Annotated in this window: 19 protein-coding genes and 1 tRNA gene; 13 read left to right on the top strand and 7 right to left on the bottom strand. The window is 59.6% G+C overall.

Annotated features, from left to right (window positions below; translation table 11 throughout):
* Positions 1–10: 10 nt before the first annotated feature.
* A complete protein-coding gene (locus ACQKLX_RS07200; protein WP_427360800.1) occupies positions 11–265 on the bottom strand; it encodes a GlsB/YeaQ/YmgE family stress response membrane protein in 255 nt (84 codons plus the stop codon).
* Between the two features lie 269 nt (positions 266–534).
* Positions 535–834 (bottom strand): hypothetical protein, encoded by a 300-nt coding sequence (locus ACQKLX_RS07195; protein WP_427360798.1) that lies wholly within the window; start codon positions 832–834, stop codon positions 535–537.
* A 407-nt stretch (positions 835–1,241) separates the two neighbouring features.
* On the opposite strand from ACQKLX_RS07195, the gene ACQKLX_RS07190 reads away from it, so the two are divergent.
* Positions 1,242–4,202, top strand: a complete 2,961-nt coding sequence (locus ACQKLX_RS07190; protein ID WP_427360796.1) for a CHAT domain-containing tetratricopeptide repeat protein — start codon at positions 1,242–1,244, stop codon at positions 4,200–4,202.
* A 14-nt stretch (positions 4,203–4,216) separates the two neighbouring features.
* Here the strand turns inward: ACQKLX_RS07190 and ACQKLX_RS07185 are convergent, their stop codons facing one another.
* Both ACQKLX_RS07185 and ACQKLX_RS07180 read right to left on the bottom strand, forming a co-directional pair.
* A complete protein-coding gene (locus tag ACQKLX_RS07185) occupies positions 4,217–5,698 on the bottom strand; it encodes an alpha/beta hydrolase (protein WP_427360794.1) in 1,482 nt (493 codons plus the stop codon).
* A gap of 572 nt (positions 5,699–6,270) precedes the next feature.
* The gene (locus tag ACQKLX_RS07180) at positions 6,271–6,534 is read right to left on the bottom strand and encodes a helix-turn-helix domain-containing protein (protein WP_427360792.1); all 264 of its coding nucleotides are present in this window, start codon (positions 6,532–6,534) and stop codon (positions 6,271–6,273) included.
* A gap of 78 nt (positions 6,535–6,612) precedes the next feature.
* On the opposite strand from ACQKLX_RS07180, the gene ACQKLX_RS07175 reads away from it, so the two are divergent.
* The 8 genes from ACQKLX_RS07175 to ACQKLX_RS07140 are packed head-to-tail and all read left to right on the top strand — an operon-like array spanning position 6,613 to position 9,202.
* Positions 6,613–6,774 carry a hypothetical protein gene (locus ACQKLX_RS07175; RefSeq protein WP_427360790.1) on the top strand — a complete coding sequence of 54 codons (162 nt, stop codon included), beginning with the start codon at positions 6,613–6,615 and terminating at the stop codon, positions 6,772–6,774.
* A 4-nt stretch (positions 6,775–6,778) separates the two neighbouring features.
* A complete protein-coding gene (locus ACQKLX_RS07170) occupies positions 6,779–7,096 on the top strand; it encodes a hypothetical protein (protein WP_427360789.1) in 318 nt (105 codons plus the stop codon).
* Positions 7,097–7,132: 36 nt separating this feature from the next.
* The gene (locus tag ACQKLX_RS07165; RefSeq protein ID WP_427360787.1) at positions 7,133–7,549 is read left to right on the top strand and encodes a hypothetical protein; all 417 of its coding nucleotides are present in this window, start codon (positions 7,133–7,135) and stop codon (positions 7,547–7,549) included.
* 37 nt (positions 7,550–7,586) lie between these two features.
* Entirely contained in the window at positions 7,587–8,066 is a 480-nt protein-coding gene (locus ACQKLX_RS07160; RefSeq protein WP_427360785.1) for a hypothetical protein, read from the top strand.
* Entirely contained in the window at positions 8,063–8,236 is a 174-nt protein-coding gene (locus ACQKLX_RS07155; protein WP_427360783.1) for a hypothetical protein, read from the top strand. The genes ACQKLX_RS07160 and ACQKLX_RS07155 overlap by 4 nt, the downstream gene beginning before the upstream one ends.
* On the top strand, positions 8,233–8,526 hold the full coding sequence (locus ACQKLX_RS07150; RefSeq protein ID WP_427360782.1) for a hypothetical protein: 294 nt from the start codon (positions 8,233–8,235) through the stop codon (positions 8,524–8,526). Before ACQKLX_RS07155 ends, ACQKLX_RS07150 begins: the two co-directional genes overlap by 4 nt.
* Positions 8,523–8,876, top strand: a complete 354-nt coding sequence (locus ACQKLX_RS07145; protein ID WP_427360780.1) for a hypothetical protein — start codon at positions 8,523–8,525, stop codon at positions 8,874–8,876. Before ACQKLX_RS07150 ends, ACQKLX_RS07145 begins: the two co-directional genes overlap by 4 nt.
* Positions 8,864–9,202: a hypothetical protein gene (locus ACQKLX_RS07140; protein ID WP_427360778.1), complete on the top strand. Its 339-nt coding sequence runs from the start codon at positions 8,864–8,866 to the stop codon at positions 9,200–9,202. The genes ACQKLX_RS07145 and ACQKLX_RS07140 overlap by 13 nt, the downstream gene beginning before the upstream one ends.
* Positions 9,203–9,320: 118 nt before the next feature.
* Here ACQKLX_RS07140 and ACQKLX_RS07135 read toward each other — a convergent pair.
* Positions 9,321–9,396, bottom strand: a tRNA-Ala gene (locus ACQKLX_RS07135).
* Positions 9,397–9,505: 109 nt separating this feature from the next.
* Between ACQKLX_RS07135 and ACQKLX_RS07130 the strand changes: the two genes are divergently transcribed.
* The 4 genes from ACQKLX_RS07130 to ACQKLX_RS07115 all read left to right on the top strand — a co-directional run bounded on the left by ACQKLX_RS07130 (position 9,506) and on the right by ACQKLX_RS07115 (position 11,745).
* Positions 9,506–9,796: a YggT family protein gene (locus tag ACQKLX_RS07130; protein WP_427360776.1), complete on the top strand. Its 291-nt coding sequence runs from the start codon at positions 9,506–9,508 to the stop codon at positions 9,794–9,796.
* Positions 9,797–9,800: 4 nt separating this feature from the next.
* Complete coding sequence (locus tag ACQKLX_RS07125) at positions 9,801–10,115, top strand: DUF167 family protein (RefSeq protein ID WP_427360775.1); 315 nt, start codon at positions 9,801–9,803, stop codon at positions 10,113–10,115.
* 71 nt (positions 10,116–10,186) lie between these two features.
* Positions 10,187–10,906 carry a carbonic anhydrase gene (locus tag ACQKLX_RS07120; protein WP_427360773.1) on the top strand — a complete coding sequence of 240 codons (720 nt, stop codon included), beginning with the start codon at positions 10,187–10,189 and terminating at the stop codon, positions 10,904–10,906.
* A gap of 179 nt (positions 10,907–11,085) precedes the next feature.
* Entirely contained in the window at positions 11,086–11,745 is a 660-nt protein-coding gene (locus ACQKLX_RS07115; protein ID WP_091836574.1) for a cold-shock protein, read from the top strand.
* 102 nt (positions 11,746–11,847) lie between these two features.
* Here ACQKLX_RS07115 and ACQKLX_RS07110 read toward each other — a convergent pair whose 3' ends face one another.
* Both ACQKLX_RS07110 and bfr read right to left on the bottom strand, forming a co-directional pair.
* The gene (locus tag ACQKLX_RS07110) at positions 11,848–12,387 is read right to left on the bottom strand and encodes an MOSC domain-containing protein (RefSeq protein WP_427360770.1); all 540 of its coding nucleotides are present in this window, start codon (positions 12,385–12,387) and stop codon (positions 11,848–11,850) included.
* A 128-nt stretch (positions 12,388–12,515) separates the two neighbouring features.
* Entirely contained in the window at positions 12,516–13,004 is a 489-nt protein-coding gene (gene bfr / locus ACQKLX_RS07105) for a bacterioferritin (protein WP_092156792.1), read from the bottom strand.
* Positions 13,005–13,039: the final 35 nt, after the last annotated feature.

The raw sequence follows: 13,039 nt of genomic DNA, 5'->3' as shown, positions 1-13,039 counted from the left end.
TTGCTTCGTCCTAAGCGTTCCGGCGGCTCATCATCGACCAGGCCATGAGGACCAGCACGGCGCCGATTACCGCGCCAACGAGGCCAGCCCCTTCACCCGGTCGGTACCAGCCAAGTGCCTGTCCCAGGAATGTCGCCACGAAGGCTCCGATGATGCCGAGTACAGTGGTGAGAACGAAACCAGCCGGCTCGTTCGAGCCGGGCGACAGAAACTTGGCTATGACGCCGGCGGCAAACCCGATGATGATCGTCCAGATGATGCCCATGGCTGACCCTCATGATCTCGCCCGGGCGCGATGTGCGCTCGGCACAACCCTGAACCGGAGCCGTGCATAGAAAGTTCCGGTAGGCAGTCGATTGATCGGGCGAACGTGGGCAAACCGCACTGTGACGTGCGCATGCTAGCCTTTAGCCAGCATTCAGATCCCGGTCCGGCCGGAAGGACCAGCGAAGCACAACCGCATATGCCACGAGATTGACTATCGTTCGCGAAAACTTCCGCAGGGCAGGCATCGTCGGCTCCAAAGCAGCTGGCTCAGCCAGCGTTCGCAGCATTCAACCGCATTGCCCTCTCGTCGGTTCCTGCTGGGGTGCCATGGCATGAAGCGGCGAACACCTCGTCGGGCCCGTTCGCGTCCAACGTCTCTAGATCGTCCGCTAGCAAACAGAAGCGTTTCGTAAGCGAAGCCGCGATTTTCACGAGATCCAGTTGCCCGTCGATCAAGACCGATTGAAGGTCTCGATTGTCGAGAATCCGGGCGCCGCAGCGCTCGGGGAGCTGCTTTTCGATCTCGCGATAGATGGCTTCGGCCAGCCGTTCGCAATCGCACGACATGTGCGTTCAGATCCTTCAATTTCGATGCTGCTGAAAAGATGGGATCGGTTTTTGCGAAAGAAAGGCCTTCGAGCAGGCAGCGGTGACGGACCACAGCGACTAAAGCCACCAGAAGATCCGCGCGATGGCATCGCGGAGATTTAGCGAGAAGCCGACGCGATCGGTAAGGCGATAGCTGATCGAAATTGGCATCTGCACATCGATCCCGCGCGACCTCGCACGCAAGTACTTGCAAACATGTGCGTTTTCACGGGACAACTCGGAGATTGCGTATAAGTGTCTCTCCCTGCGAAGCATCCCTTGACGAAAGCGAAGACATTCGCGGCGGCTGGAGGTCGCATTCTTGACTACTATGGCGCCTCTGGCGTCTTATGGCTTGGTTCGATAAGCCAAGCCGCGAGAGCAACATGCGTGCCAAGCGAATTCGCCGCACGACCACCTTACCGCTCGTTTTTTGCGTATTGTCGTGCTTGCTATCCCTAACAGATCACCTGGTTGCGCGGGAAGGCAGTCTCCCCGGCGAGCGAGTGCAGCAAAGCAGCCCTTCATTTCCCGAAGCAAACATTAATGAGGTCATAAAGAAAATTGACAAATTATCTGAAGAATCGCAAACTTTATGGCGCAATTCAAAGATAAGAGATAGTATTTCGCCACTTGATGAGGCGATACATTTGGCTCGAAACTATGTTCCTAATACTTCTAGACTTGCCGCCTTGCTAATACAGCGAGGGATTATTGCAAGAAATAGCGATGGAGACGGAGAGCGATCTGAGCAATTATTCAGTGAATCTTTACAAATAATGGAAATTATTTATCATCCAGATCATCCATCTACTACGACTGCAATGTTCTATCTTGCCGAACAGCAAGCGAATCGCGGTCGTCGCGATAAAGCAGAGGCGCTGCTGAGGAGGAGCGAAGCGATATTACGCGAGGCTGGCGCGGGCTATAGATTCGAACTTTCGAATACCCTCAATCGATTGGGCATGATGATGCGCGATTGGCGCCGGCCGCTGGACGCGGTGGACCTGTTCAGAGAGTCCATGACCCTACGTGCAGAAGGCGGCATCGCTGGCGTTATCAGCAGCCTCGGTCCAGCGAGCGAAGCCGCTCACGCATTTATCGATGCTGATCGGTTGGACGACGCAGCACTGTTTATCGCTGAGCTAAAACCAATTCTGCAGGAGGCCTGGAATAAGGCGACTGAGGGCATGAAAGGCAGATGGGGGCTGCCGCAACGCGAGATTGACATTCTCCTTGCAGAAGCCCGCCTCGAACAGAAGCGCAAGAACTACAATAACGCAAGCGACATTAGCAAGCGTGCCTTGACGATTGGCGAGCGATACTACGGCGTCAACTCGATAGATTTGCTTTCGACTATGGAAATGATTCATTCCGTTGCGGCGGCAGAAGGACGGTGGAAAGACGCACTGAACGCAGCGGAGCGACAGCTTTCAATTTCTGCCGAAGCTTGGCCAAGGACCTCCATGCGCTTCTCTGGGCTTCTGCGTCAGCGCGCGATTGCTGAGTATAGACTAGGCCAGCATCAAGCCGCACGAAACAGCCTTAGCGAAGCACTTGATATTGTGACGTTGCCACACAACGCTGTGCTGTTCGCGTCAAAGAATTCGCTATTTGTGGATGTGGCGAACGTCCATCTCCAGGCCTTCAACTCCGCGGCCGAGAGTGATCGAATAGCATTGTTCGCGAAAGCGTTCGAGGCTGTCCAATGGCGGCTTCGGACGCGCACCGCACTCGCGGTGGCGCAGGCAACCGCGAGAATGACCTCAAGCAACGGCATGGTATCGCAATCGGCTCGTGAGCGAGAACGATTGATCAGCGCGGTGAATGAAATCGACGAGACGCTTGTCGCGGAGCTGTCGAAGCAAACTGGTGAGCGCGACGATACGAGCATCGCTGGCTTGCGAACGACAAAGCAGTCGTTTCTTGCAGATATTGCCCAACACAGCGACAACATCTCTAGGTTGTCACCGGAGTTCGCGGCGCTTGTTTTGCCGCGTGTGGCGACAATCGACGAAGTTCAACAAAAGCTTGAGCCTGGATCTGCGGTCATGTTGCTCACAGATAGTGAGCCTGGTCTCATGCTTCTTGTCGAGAAAAGCTCCTACGCGTGGCGAAATCTCACTGACATGCGTTTTTTTCGGCAGGCCGTCCGTCGAATTCGATGCTCCGTCACGGATGAAGCAGCTTGTGTCGATGCAGCGATCGGTGGCTTAAGCGCAGCGCAACGGATGCTTTTGGCATTCGACAAGAGAGCGCCGCCGTTTCCTTTCGACGACGCGCATACGCTCTATTCTGGACTCCTGGGGCCGCACGGCGAAGAAATTGTAAAGCGGGTCAAGAGGCTATACGTTGTCAGCGACGGCATTTTCTCAACGCTGCCGCTCTCCATCCTGCTATCAAGTCCTGCGGCGAATGCTGTGTCTGATATGGAGAGGCTGAAGACAGCGCCGTGGTTAGCGCGAAGCCATGACATCATACATCTACCATCCCTCTCTGGCTTTATCGCAAACCACTCACAAGTCCCTCCATCGGCTGGTGATCGAGCATTTCTTGGCGTAGGCGATCCGTCGATCGGGAAGATTCCGCCGCTCGAGTGCGGAGGCGGCGGGACGCAGACGGGAGTTCCGGGCGGCGGCACGGCGCTATCCCCTGCCCCATCGACTAACCAAGATACTTCGCTCTTTAAGCCGGGCGGCGGATCCTTAGCTGATCTAGAGGCCTTCCAATCGCTGGCATCGTTGCCGGAGAGTCGTTGCGAACTTCTAGAACTGTCAAAGCGTTTACAATCTAGAAGCGAAGACATACTCACACGCGATCAGGCCACCGAGAGCAACATTAAAGCACTCAGTGAACAAGCGGAATTGCGCCGTTTCCGAGTTCTCGCCTTTGCTACCCACGGATTAGCGGCTGGAGAACTAGGTAGAGCACAGCCGTCTCTGGTGCTATCACCGCCAGCTCGGAATCGAGCGGAAATCGAACACGATGATGGCTTTCTATCGATGAGCGAGATTGTGAATCTCGATCTTGACGCCGATTGGGTTATTTTATCCGCTTGCAATACCGCCTCGGCGGAGCACGCCAACGGTGAATCTTTTTCTGGCCTGGCGCGAGCCTTCTTCTACGCAGGCGCGCGCAGCCTTCTATTGTCGCATTGGCCAGTCTATTCGCATGCGGCGGTAGAACTCACCACACGGACAGTGGCCGGTGTCAAAGCTGACGACTATGGTGGAAAGGCGGCGGCCCTTCGCACTGCTATGGTAAGCATAATCGACGGCGCGACTGATGAACGGACGGCCCATCCATCATACTGGGCGCCGTTCAGCTTCGTCGCAGCGCGCCCATAGCAGTGTGATATCGCCTATCGCGAGAAGTGCCAGTAGCGCGGTTCAGCGGCAAATTCGGGGATGCGGCGAATTTCGCGCAGCCGCTGGTGCGGAAGTGTCCGAGGCCTCATCGAAATTAGAATGCCGATGTCATTTATAGTCGACCGCACGGTAGCGAACACATCGTGATTGAGGCCAAGCACGTCATCACCGATTGCCGTTGCGTCGATAGTTTCCATGCCGGACATTGTGACTGGACCTTCTTCCGGCACATCACCAGCGCGTGGAATCCCTCCAGCATAAACCTTTGAAGCCGCTAGAGCCTTGTCGGCGGAGGATGCATAAAGCGTCAGGCCGTCTACAAGTGATCTAACAGCAGGCGCAACTGAGCGGAAAAGGTCGCGATCAATATCTGGAGCAGCCATGATAAGTTCAGAGATCCGCGGTGCATTTGCGCTGTTGGCCTGAGCTGCAAGCGCATCGAGAACTAGATAATTCCCCATGCTATGAGCAACAACATTAACGCGAGATATGCCGTGTTCCGTACGCAGAATTCGTAGCAACTCAATAAAACTATCTCGAGCAACCATTGCGCTCTGTTGGTCGAATTCATATCGTAAGACGTCACCCATCGACGCCCAAGAAAATAGAATCGACAGATTCTGATACTGCAAATCCCAAACGATTTGAGCTGCTCGATATAGCGATTGGTCGAATGTTGTATTGAATCCATGTACGAATATTAGTGCTTCATTGGCTTTCTTTGTTCGGATTACCTGATCCCAATCCTCTCGATCCAGTGCCTTGACGTCCTTAATCACGAAGTGTCGCTTGAGGTCGAGCTTTCGCTCATACAAGGAAATGCTGAAAAGGCGGGCACTGCCCGGGAGTTCAATGTGTCCAAGCCGATGATCTTCGGGGATACGCACTCTCGCAGCCCCGAAAGTCATAGCGCGTGCGCGCGCCCCGGAAAATGTTGTCCGACCAGATTCATCCACCTTCTGCCGCGTTGTCGCAAACAGGATTTCTACGGAGCGACGGTCCCCGTCTGATGAAGATGGTCCGCATAGATCTGCAAGCGCGCCACAGGCGTCGAGTACTTGTGCTGATCCCGAGCCCCGGACCCCATGGATCACAGGGGGAGTGGGCAGATCTTCGGCATTCAGAAAAACTTGGACCGCGACTCTGATAATTGTCCCCGTTTCGCGTGAGAAAATAATCTCCCAATCCGAATACCCGCTCTGATGGGTTGCACGACCAACAACCTGCCAAAGCGGAGCAGCCACTTTGCTATCGACATGCGAGAGGGTAACGATCGGTCCAGCGGCCTGCAGCTTTGAGAGCTTCACACGGCCGTCGGTTTTGGCCCACTCGATAATATTTGTAGAAAACATTTTCTCACTGCTCGCCCCAATACTGGAGGCTGTGAGCCTAATCAAATCTTCAGGAGTCTGCGCGGCGCCGCATCTAACGCAAAGCAAAGTCCAGATAATGAACCAAGCAAGCCGCGAGATCATAGCGGTAACCTTCGGGTATGGCTGCTCAAAACGTAGTGCCAATCCAACTTCGGGTCAAGGAACCGCACTCGCGGAAAGCATGCGGTTCGATGCGCGTCTGAGAAAACGTGCCTGCAGCGGTTCCGCGAGTGCGATGAGAAAAGTGTCGACGTCACTCGAGGCGCACCTGTAAGTGCAAGGCCGGACAAGAGGATTGCTTTTATATTGATGGTAGTGGTGGCTGAGACATTCCACCCGGCGATTTAGCTGTGTGAACGAAGATATCTTTGAAGGGAAAACTGGCCTGTGCTGAAGTGGATCTGAAGGACAGCCCCTCGACTTTCTTCGTCGGCCTGACGCTTGGTTGGTGGTGGCGGTGGTCTGGGGCATGTGAATCTCCACGCTTCCTAGCCCGCAGCATGATTTAATCTTCGCCATCGGCGGGCGCCTCCCAATCCTCGCGGATTATCGCCGGCTACGACGCAGGTATGCCAACCGCGAGCTGCTTCTATGACTGCCGGCAAACCGGCCTGTGCGCCGCCCGAATGATGAGGGATATAGCGACTCTGCGAGCTTGGTAACGGTGCGCGTCGTCAGTGCCCACCGCTTGTCCCATCTGTGCGCTTGGCCAAGCGCACACCGGCACCGCCGCCGTTTTCAGGGATGAATTCTATTCCTGCCGCCTCTAGGGCTGACTGAATTGCCTCCACTGTCCGATCCTGAGCTCCTAGTGGTCCGGGCCTGCCTTCCAACCGCTTTATCGAAGGCAACGAGACTTTTGAGGCTTCAGCTACATCCTTTTGCTCCCAGCGGAGGAGTGCCCGAGCTGCCCTGAGCTGCTCACTTGTAAGTGCCATTTCAATCCCTCAGGAACTATATGATACCTGGGGTATTGACAGTGCCCCAAGGTTCAAATTATACCTCAGGTATCGTAATTGATCATCTGGGCAACCGCAATGCAACACAGCTCGCCGCCCCATATCGAGACCATCGCCTCCGCGATGTGGCAGGCCATTGCCAGCGAGAAGCACCGCGACCGCGTGAACTTCGCCGCCGTCGATCGGCTGCGAGCCGCCCTCAGCCACATCGGAGTTTGAGACGATGGACACTTCACACAATCAGGACCGCCGTCGTCTGCTGGTGGGCATAGCTAGCTTCCTAGCTGTCTCAGCGACGCCGAGCGCAGCAATCTTGGGCGCAACCAGCGCAGCCGATAAGGCCGTTCGCGCGGTGAGCTCGGAGGAGTTCATGCGTGACTGCCTTGCGACTTTCGAGCGTCTCAGCCCGGCGGCGCAGCAACGTTTTCTCACTTACGCCCGGTGGCTCGTCTATGACGGCAGGGCTGAAACCGATCCTCGCAGGAATGACGCGAATTGGCTGGCTTATGCCAGCCCGCGCGACCGCCGCCTGACCTCCTAAGGCTCATCGCCTTCAACATCGCTGGAGAACCACCCAATGCCGAGCCCCACCGCTCCGGCTGCCGCCACTGGCTTGCCGTCGCCCGACTTCGCTTCGCAAATCTTCCCCCGGGCGAAGCTCGCCGCCATGAGTATGCACGACCTGGCGCAGCTCTCGCAGCTTCTGTGGGTTGTTCAGGGCGCAATTACGCAAAGCGCCATCATCAATCATCCGGGCCCGATCACGCCGGCCTGCGACATGCTGCAAGATTTCAGCGGCGAGGTCGTCAGCGCGCTTTCCGACATAGCAGCGACCGCCAGAGCGCATCAGCCGACAGATGCAGGCGAAGCGAGGTGGCGTGCCTGGTTGCTGCTGAGCAGCGCTGCGCTCTTCAGCAGCGACCTCGCCGAAATCGCCGTGACCGCAACGAACGCTGTCGCAGACGAGCGCTCGTTTGCAGGCTCGCGCCACTAACCCGCCGCCGCTTCCCTTCCTAGAGGAGTGCTCTTCCATGGCCGCATTGAACCGCCGCGCCGCGATCAAAGGCGTACTCACTTCCGTTGCTGTACCGGCTGTCGTTTCCGGCTGCGCCAGTTCGCCTGCCGCTGCCGCGATCTGCAAGGCAGCGCCCTACGTGCCGGCACCACTTGTGCAGCTTGACGGCGCTGACACCGCGCCCGACGCCAAGCTGTTCGAGCTGTGCGCGCAGTTCCACCGTTTAGACAAGGCCGAGGCAGGGGAGTTTGAACGATATTGTTCCCTGCCGGAGGGGAGCCCGGAAGCGAAGGTGCTGTCGGACAAATTCGACGAGCAGTACGAGATATGGGCGGCCGCCTCTGACGCCTGCTACGCAACCGCGCCGCGGACACCGGCCGGAGCTGCCACTTTGCTCGATGTCATTTTTGCTCGCGACTCCGAGTACATCGACGAAACGGTCCAAAAGCCCCTGAAGCTTATTCGAGACTGTCTCAAAACGATGGTGCTCGCATGAGCCCGATCCGCATCTATCGCAGCCGCGGCAAGGGCAAGCCCGCGCGCTCCCACGGCATGAAGCCCGTTACTCTCCCGACGTTCTCCTTCTACGGCCATCTGCCCGTCGTCTTTGCTGACGGGGAACTGGTCATCGGCAGGCGCGTCATTCCGATGGAGATCCGGCGATGAGGATTCTGTCACCTGCCGAAGTCGCGAGGTTGCATGCTGAATTGGCGCTCCTCAACCGCAGCAACCCGAAGCTCTCTGCCGGCGTTCCGCGCGCAATGACCTACCTCGATCGCTGCGGTGCGACCTTCGAAACCGTGCCGGGCTGGCCGACTTGGTTCGCGGCTCGATGGGAAGACCCGGAGAGCTTCGATGAGCCTCGCCGCTGGGCCTGCTGCACCGAGGAATGGGACCGCGAATTTCCTTATGCGCTCGCCTTCAAGGCGCGTGTCGAGGCGGGGGCGAAGTCATGAGCCTCGCAGCCGACAATCTTTTTCCGCTCTTCGCTCAGCCTCACGAAGCTGATGAGCTGACCGCCGCCGAATCCCGCGACGTGCTCCTGATCCTGGGCGAAGTCGCGAACCGGCTAGCATGTGCCACCAATTCCGCTGACGGCCTACGGCGCCGGCTTGACGCCATCGCTGGGGCTATCGTCGCCTTCATCGATCAGATCGACGGTGACCCGGATTTTGAAGAGCAGTGTGAGGATGAAGGCGCGCAGTGCGACGACGAAGGAGATTTCGGCGACAACGGTATCGCGGACTCGGACGGCCAGGCCGAGCAGTGGGGCCACCAGCACCGATATGGCGGATGGGTGACATGAAGCTTCGCGATATCACCGACGCCATTGGCGACGGCGACAAGGCGACGCTGCGGCGAGCGTTCCGGTCGCTCATCAGCCTCCCCCGCGAGGAAGAGATAGAGGCGTCTTCGCCAGGCCTGCTGGTCGTCGCGCTCAACCGGGTCTGCGGAGCGCTGGCGGACGACGGCGCCGTGATGCCGCCTGCGATCTGCGAATCGCTTGGGCTGGCAGCCGGCGCAAGCTATGGCGAGGGCGCTGCGGCGGCGAAGGCGCAGTGGAGCCGCGTTTCGCGGGCCATTGTCGACTACGATCCGGCGAAAGTTGGCTCGAATCGCCAACCTGCCTAGGGGAGGGCGCTGGGCCGCAATCAGCGCCATGCTTCGGCACGTGTTGGGGTAAATGTTGGGGTAACTCGCGCAGGGCGCGCGGTGACGCCAGCAATTTCAATGCGTTGGGAGAAAGGCCTGGTGGAGCTGAGGGGATTCGAACCCCTGACCTCTGCAGTGCGATTGCAGCGCTCTCCCATCTGAGCTACAGCCCCCAGGGCGCTGGCCTTCTAGGCCCTGCGTCGCGCTTCTGTCAATCGCTTGCGACAGGAGTTTTGTGGGTGCCCGTCGCGGAGCGCCCGGCCTTCTCGGAGATGCTACTCGATGCGTTCCGTTCTCGACGTCGTGATGCTGGCGCTGAACCTCTATGTCTGGCTGCTGATCGCCTCGGCCGTGCTGAGCTGGCTGATCGCCTTCAACGTCGTCAACACCCGCAACCAGTTCGTTTCGACCGTCTGGGATTTCCTCTACCGGATCACCGAGCCGGCGCTGCGGCCGATCAGGAACATGCTGCCCAATCTCGGCGGCATCGACATCTCGCCGATCATCCTGCTGCTGGTGATCTTCTTCATCCAGAGCGTGATCCAGCGCTACATCTACCCCAACGTGTTCTAGCCGGATGGCGGCCTGGTCCGCCACGCTGGACGGGCTTGCGATCGCCGTCCGCCTGACGCCGCGCGGTGGCCGCGATGGCCTCGACGGCGTCGAGACCCTGTCAGATGGCCGCCAAGTACTGAAAGCCCGGGTCCGGGCCGCCCCCAGCGAGGGCGAGGCCAACGTCGCGCTGATCGCGCTGCTGGCCAGGGAGCTCCAGGTCTCCCGTTCACAGATTTCGCTGACCGCAGGCGCAAGCGCGCGGCTGAAGCGCGTCGCGGTTCAGGGCGATGGCGAGGCTCTGGCGGCGCAATTGCAGAAGCGACTTTGCGAGATTTGATGCTGCGTTGCAGCAGAATCATCGCCGACGGCTCTTGACGAAGGCACTCGCCTTCTGGCCCAACTGCGGCCATGGACCAGCCAACTCCTCAGCCGTTCCCGCAGCGCCTGACGGAAGGCTATCGCGCCTTCCTCGACGATCGCTTCGTCCGAGAGCAGAGCCGCTACGAAAAGCTCGCCGAGAGCGGGCAGACGCCGAAGATCATGCTGATCGGCTGCTGCGATTCGCGCGTCTCGCCCGAGGTGATCTTCGATGCGAGCCCCGGCGAGATGTTCGTGATCCGCAACATCGCCAACCTGATTCCGCCCTTCTCGCCTGACGACCAGCTGCACGGTACCTCGGCCGCACTCGAATACGGTGTCCAGGCGCTCAAGGTCGAGCATATCGTCGTGCTTGGCCATGGCCGCTGCGGTGGCATCAAGGCCTTTGCCGACGATACGCAAGGGCCACTGTCGTCCGGTGACTTCATCGGCCGCTGGATCACGCTGGTCGAACCGGCGGCCAGGCGCTCGGGCGGACGCGGCCGGAACGAGACGCTCGATGACTATGTCGAGCGCCTCGCCCTGCTCTCGGTGCAGCAGTCGCTTGCAAACCTGCGAACCTTCCCCTGCATCAACATCCTCGAGAGCAAAGGCAGGCTGCATCTGCACGGCGCCTATTTCGCAGTCGCGAGCGGCGTGCTGATGCTGCTCGACCCGCAGACCGGGCAATTCGTCCCGGCGGTCGGCGAGATGCCGAAAAAAGTACAGATGATCCGCTGCTCGGAGGCGGAGCCCGGACAGGACGGTTGACGTCTGCTCCGGAACGAGTGAGTTTTAGTCAATCCGCCGCTTGAAACGGCGGTCGCTGGGGAAAAAATTTGCGATCCGGCCTGATTTCGCCGGACAAGCATTTTTGCTGCGCCGCACCGATGACGAACCCGGAAGCTTGCGCTAGATTGCGCGCTCCCGGTCACTATCGTTGAAGCTGCATGTTCGATCGTCGTAAGCCCGCCGCCCCGGCGCCCTTCGTCACCCACGAGAATATCGAAGCCAAGGTCAAGTGGTTCGATCCGGAGAAAGGCTTCGGCTTTGCCTCTCCGGCGGACGGCTCCGGCGACGTTTTTCTCCACATCTCGGCCATCGGCCCGCAGGATCCGCAGGATCTGCAGCCCGGTGCGACCATCATCTGTGATCTCGGCGAAGGCCGGCGCGGCCTCCAGGTCGTCTCCGTCCACGAGATCGACGCCTCGACCGCAGCCCCTGCCGCGCCGCGTGGCGCCGGCGGTCCTGGCGGCGGTGGCCGTCCGTTCTCGCCGCGCCCGCCGCGTGACGATTTCGGCGGCGGTTATGGCGGTGGCGGCGGCTATGACCGCGGCGACCGTGGTGGCTTCGACCGCGGTGATCGCGGTGGCTTCGATCGCGGCGCCAGCGCCCCGATGGAAGGCCCGTTCGACGGCGCGGTGAAGTTCTTCAACACCGATCGCGGCTTTGGCTTCATCGCCCCCGACAAAGGCGGGCCGGATGTGTTCCTGCACGTCTCGTCGCTGAGCCGCAGCGGCCTGCAGCCGCCGATGGATGGACAGCGCGTGCGCTTCTCGATCCGCGCCGGCAAGAAGGGCCCCGAGGCCGCGAACATCAGCTTCCTCTGAGGAGCTGGCCGCGAGCGTATCGCGTCGGTCAGGCTGAACCAGCCTGACCGGGCTATGGTCTTGATATATCGATGAGGCGGCGGGCCGGAAGGCTCCGCCGCCTCAAACGCGTTCAAGGGCCCGGTACGGCAGGGCCGGGAAGGTGATGCCGATCGAATCGCCGGGGTGGACCTCGCCGCCCTGGAGCACGACCGCCATGACCCCGGCCTTGCGGATCAGATTTCCATCCGCGTCGCGGCCGAGCACGGCCTTGAGTAGGCCGGGCTGGAAGGCTTCGATCTGGACGCATGGGTTACGCAGCCCGGTGACCTCGACGAGCGCCTCGGAGCCGAGCCGCAGGCGGGTGCCGGCGGGCAGGCCGAGCAGGTCGAGCCCGCGCGTGGTGACGTTCTCGCCCATGTCTCCCGGCTGAAGCGAGAAACCCTTGTCCGCGAGCTCCTCGAACAATTCGGCGTGGATGAGGTGGACCTGGCGCAGGTTAGGTTGTGTCGGATCGACGGCGACGCGCGAGCGGTGCTTCACCGTCTTCCCGCAATGGGCATCTCCCTCGACGCCGAGGCCGGCAAGCAGCCGAATCGCCGGCAGGATCGGCTTGCTGAACCGGTGACCGTCGTCCCGCGCCACGGCTACGATTGTTCCCATCGTCCTGACCTCCATGCTGGTGGCCGCTCTCTGGCATGAGGCGCGACGATTCGGGAGCCGAATGCGCAACAAAAAACCGGGCCTATCACCAGGCCCGGTCTATCACCCCTTTATAAACCTGCAGTTGCTCAGTGCTCGTCGCCCTCGAGGCCGCCGACATGCTTCTGGGTGTAGAGTTCGAGGCCGATACGGCCGATCAGGTCAAGCTGTGTCTCGAGGAAGTCGATATGGCCTTCCTCGTCCTTCATCAGTGCCTTGAACAGGTCTTCGGACGGGTAGTCGCCAACGTCGCGGCAATACTTCGCCGCTTCCTGATAGAGGGCGCGGGCCTCGACCTCGGCCTTGAGGTCGCACTCGATCACTTCCTTGACGTTCTCGCCGATGCGCAGCGCGTCGAGCGTCTGCAGGTTCGGGAAGCCTTCGAGGAAGAGGATCCGGTCGACGAAACGGTCGGCATGGACCATCTCCTCGATCGATTCCTTCTTCCAGGTTTTGGCCATGTCCTTCAGCCCCCAATTGTCGAGCATCCGGTAGTGCAGCCAATACTGGTTGATGGCCGTGAGCTCGGAGCGCAGGCCCTTGTTGAGGTATTCGATGACCTTCTTGTCGCCCTTCATGCCGCTCTCCTCGCAATCGGTTACATTAGAATGAT

The sequence above is a fragment of the Allobosea sp. NPDC003192 genome (genome assembly GCF_050275675.1).
GTDB lineage: Bacteria > Pseudomonadota > Alphaproteobacteria > Rhizobiales > Beijerinckiaceae > Allobosea.
Note: the sequence above shows the minus strand (reverse complement) of the source record. Positions and strands in the feature narration are given on the sequence as shown.